This is a genomic window from Sulfuricurvum sp. (genome assembly GCF_022759005.1).
In the GTDB taxonomy this organism is placed as follows: Bacteria; Campylobacterota; Campylobacteria; order Campylobacterales; family Sulfurimonadaceae; genus Sulfuricurvum.
The window spans coordinates 1-4,226 of record NZ_JAEMQA010000108.1 but is presented as its reverse complement, the minus strand read 5'-3'; the positions used below and the strand labels follow the sequence as shown (position 1 = coordinate 4,226).

Annotated in this window: 4 protein-coding genes and 1 tRNA gene; all 5 read right to left on the bottom strand. The window is 46.4% G+C overall.

Going from position 1 to position 4,226, the window contains the following annotated elements; translation table 11 throughout:
* Positions 1–747, bottom strand: a 747-nt coding sequence (locus JHC35_RS06970) for a molybdopterin-binding protein (protein WP_295043417.1), incomplete at its 3' end; no start/stop codon positions are given.
* Positions 748–882: 135 nt separating this feature from the next.
* Positions 883–1,530 (bottom strand): adenylate kinase, encoded by a 648-nt coding sequence (gene adk / locus JHC35_RS06965; protein WP_295043414.1) that lies wholly within the window; start codon positions 1,528–1,530, stop codon positions 883–885.
* 50 nt (positions 1,531–1,580) lie between these two features.
* Positions 1,581–2,153, bottom strand: coding sequence for an adenylate kinase (locus tag JHC35_RS06960; protein WP_295043412.1), 573 nt, complete (start codon positions 2,151–2,153; stop codon positions 1,581–1,583).
* A 3-nt stretch (positions 2,154–2,156) separates the two neighbouring features.
* A complete protein-coding gene (aspS, locus tag JHC35_RS06955) occupies positions 2,157–3,911 on the bottom strand; it encodes an aspartate--tRNA ligase (RefSeq protein ID WP_295043409.1) in 1,755 nt (584 codons plus the stop codon).
* 238 nt (positions 3,912–4,149) lie between these two features.
* Positions 4,150–4,224: transfer RNA gene (locus JHC35_RS06950), tRNA-Glu, on the bottom strand.
* Positions 4,225–4,226 lie beyond the last annotated feature (2 nt).

Here is a 4,226-nt window from a genome sequence, read left to right as displayed (position 1 = left end):
TGTGTCTTTTAGGATACTATAGGCGATTGATTTGGCATTTAGCGTATTAATAAAGCGTTCAAAATTGATCTCGGTTAGACTTTTATCTGCAGATGCGACCGAAATTTCGACGCTCGGATTTCCGCTCTTCATCATCGGCAACGATGAAAAATCGATTCCCTCGTCCATTTCTTCCATCACATCGATCAGCGTATTTTCGGATGTCTGGGCGATGAGTGTTTTGCGGTAAAGTTTGGATCCGTCAGGATAAAATCGCTCCAGCGCCTCTTCAACCATCGGGTGAGACATTTCAGGAAAACCGGGCATAAAGAAATAGCGCTCTTCGAGAGAAAATCCCGACATATTGTTGATGACGTTGTGCAGCAATCCCGAATTTTTAGGAAGTTCCGCCATATGGATACGGTGTGGATAGGCGGCATCACCGAAGCGTTCGATGATATGATCGCTAAACTCTTTATGCAGAACCAATTCACCGTCACTAAAGACATCGGAAGCGATTTGGCGAGTTAAATCATCGGGGGTTGAGCCGATTCCGCCGAAACTGAACATCACGGCATCTGGATCGTTTTTGATCATGGTGAAGGTATTATGGATTAAGATCGGATCATCTTTGATGATGAACGAAGCAAAAAGGGTATGTCCGCGACGCATCAGCGCATCGCGAATATAGAGAAAATGTTTATCGTCACGACGGGCATTCAAGATTTCAGAACCGATAATAACGGCATAAAAGTGGGGAGTTTTCATACAAGGATTATAACACGAGAAGATAAAGTAAAATCATAGTCCGGTTTACTGGACGTGAGCTCTCTGCTGAAGAGAACTTAGCGTTAGCGTAGCCCGATGGGCTTTGCTCATGGGGTGTGTATTAATTGAAGAAAATTATTTGAGTTGCGAAAGGATCGCTTGCTCAACCGCTTCGATTTTTTGAGTTCCGTCGATGGTGATATACTTGACTGAGCTATCGGCTGCAGCAACAGCTTTGTAATAGTTGACAAGCGGAGCCGTTTGCTCATGATAAACACGCAAACGATCCAAAACAACTTCGGCTTTGTCATCGTCACGTTGTACTAGATCTTCTCCAGTTTCATCGTCTTTTCCTTCCACTTTCGGAGGATTGTATACGATGTGATAGGTGCGACCTGATGCAAGGTGAGCACGACGTCCTGACATACGCTCAACGATAACGCTATCAGCGACATCGATTTCGATTACAGCATCGATCGCAACACCTGCCTCTTTGAGGGCATCGGCTTGCGGAACGGTACGCGGGAAACCGTCAAGGAGGAAACCGTTTTTACAATCATCTTGAGCAATACGCTCTTTGACAAGACCGATAATGATCTCATCGGTGACGAGTTTGCCCGAATCCATAAATGATTTTGCCAAGGTTCCGAGTTCGCTTCCCGCTTTGATCGCGGCGCGGAGCATATCTCCGGTAGAGATTTGCGGAATGTCGAATGTTTTGGTCAAAAACTGAGCCTGTGTCCCTTTTCCTGCACCCGGTGCACCCAAAAGAATGATTTTCATATTAATTCCTTATTTTTAATTTAACGCTATCGGAATAAAATCCCGAATAGCTAAATTTTGTTCTTAATGAAAGCTTCCATCTCATCGACGATGGCGTCGATGGAACGTTCACCGTTGATTTTTTGGAGGAGATTTTTCTCTTCGTAAAACGCTTGAATCGTACTGAGCGGCTCGGTATAGACATTCATACGGTTATTGAATACCTCTTCTTTGTCATCGGCACCGCGAGAGCGTCCGAGAACTCTATCACGCGCAACCTCTTCGCTCACAACCACTTCGATGACGCTCATCAACTCGATGCTGGTGTCATGCTGTAGGAATTTGTCGAGTTCATTCATTTGCTCGAATGATCGTGGATAGCCGTCGAACAAAATAACGTCAGATGGAGCCGATTTGATCGCGCCAGTGATTGTCTCAATCGCGATCTCAATCGGAACGATCATTCCACGGCTGATAAAGCTGTTGATCAGCTGTCCACGCTCAGACCCGCTGGCTACTTCGGCGCGGAGGAGATCACCCGTCGAGTAGTGAACGATAGAATCGCTGTTGCGTGCGGCAATCATCTCCGCATCGGTTGTTTTTCCTGAGCCCGGCGCACCGATAATCAAAAAAAGTTTTTTCATGGATTACTTCGCACTCTCTCTGAGTCGGATGTGAAGCTCACGTAATTGAGTGAGTTCAACCGGACTCGGTGCTTGAGTCATGATACACGATGCTTTTTGGGTTTTCGGGAACGCGATAACGTCACGGATAGAGTCTTTTTTAGACAAGAGCATCATGAAGCGGTCAAACCCGATCGCAAAACCGCCGTGCGGAGGCGCTCCGAATTTGAGTGCATCGAGCAAGAAGCCGAATTTCTCTTGAGCCTCTTCTTCGCCGATACCGAGAAGTTTGAAAATTTGCTCTTGCAAATCTTGTTTGTGGATACGGATCGATCCGCCTCCGAGTTCTGTACCGTTGAGGACGATGTCGTATGCAATCGATTCGATGTCTTCGAGGTGTTCGTGGTTGAGATCACGCGGCATTGTAAACGGATGGTGAAGCGCTTTGACACGACCCTCTTCGATTTCGAACATCGGGAAATCGACAACCCAGACAAATTCGAAGCGATCTTTGTCGATCAGGTTCATTTTTTCATGTTCGGCGATGAAGATACGGAAGCGCCCCATGTAATCCCAGACGGTTTTTTTGTCTCCCGCACCGAAGAAGACCACGTCGCCCACTTCCATGCCGGTTCGATCGACGAGGAGTTGGAGATCTTCAGGGGTGAAGAATTTTTCCAACGGACCTTTGAGACCGTCCTCTTTCATTTGGAAATATCCGAGACCTTTTGCACCGAATTTGCGAACGAAATCTTCGAAGCTTTTCATTTCACGTTTGGAGAATACCAAATCGGCACCCGGTACACGAAGCGCTTTGATTCGGTTCATTTTCGGATTAGCGGCGATAGAGGTAAAAATCTCGTTGTCACAACGTGCGAAGATGTCAATCACATCCACCATTTTGAGATCGTATCGAAGATCGGGTTTATCCGATCCGTACCACTCCATTGCATCATTGTATTTGATACGGTTGAACGGCGTATGGACTTCGTGTCCGGCAGCGGCGAACATTCCGGTAATCAACTCTTCGGCAACGCGGATAACGTCTTCTTGGTTACAGAAGCTCATCTCCACGTCGATTTGGGTAAATTCAGGCTGACGGTCAGCACGCAAATCTTCGTCACGGAAACATTTCGCGATTTGGAAATAGCGATCGAATCCAGCCACCATAAGAAGCTGTTTGAAAAGCTGCGGAGATTGTGGGAGGGCGTAAAACTCACCTTCGTGAACACGGCTCGGGACGAGATAGTCACGCGCACCCTCAGGGGTCGATTTGGTCAAAATCGGTGTTTCCACTTCCAAGAATCCGAGACGATCAAGGACGTTACGTGCCGCAATCGCCGCTTTTGAACGCATTTGGAATGTTTGGAACGCGTTTGGATTACGCAAATCAAGGTATCGATAGCGAAGACGGGTCTCTTCACCGACGTTGTTATCACCGATACCGAACGGTACGGGCTCTGAGCGGTTTTCGATAATGAGGTTTTCAACCACCACTTCAATCGCACCCGTTTTGAGACGAGGATTCACAAGACCCTCTCCACGGTTACGAACACGTCCGTGAGCAATGAGGACGAATTCGTCGCGTACTTCGCTTGCTACTTTGTGTGCGTGGGCATTGTCGGCTGGGTCACATACGAGCTGGATCAAACCGCTTTTATCGCGTAAATCGATAAATACGATCCCTCCATGGTCGCGGTAGCTGTTTGCCCAACCGCATAAAACGACGTTGTCGCCTACGTTTGCTTCACTTAAATCGGTACAAAAATGACTTCTCAAATCAAAGTCCTTGGATTAATATTTTGCGCGATTGTACCGTTATTAAGCTTTTAAGCCGTTAAATCGCTTCCATGTTTTGAGTATCGCGATACTCGTGCTTTTTTCTGAGTGATATTTATGATTTTTTGAAACTTTTTACTGGAAAAATTAAATTGCGTGTCAATTGAATGGGTCAATAGGAGTATTTTACAATATAAAATTTAAAGTGATTGCAAGTGCGTATTTTAGGGAGTTAAAGTGGTGACCCCAAGGGGATTCGAACCCCTATGGCCAGAATGAAAATCTGGAATCCTAACCATTAGATGATGGGGCCAC

Excerpts from the sequence above, each read along its gene's own strand:
- adk (WP_295043414.1), bottom strand. The coding sequence starts at position 1,530 with ATGAAAATCATTCTTTTGGGTGCACCGGGTGCAGGAAAAGGGACACAG.
- JHC35_RS06960 (WP_295043412.1), bottom strand. The coding sequence starts at position 2,153 with ATGAAAAAACTTTTTTTGATTATCGGTGCGCCGGGCTCAGGAAAAACA.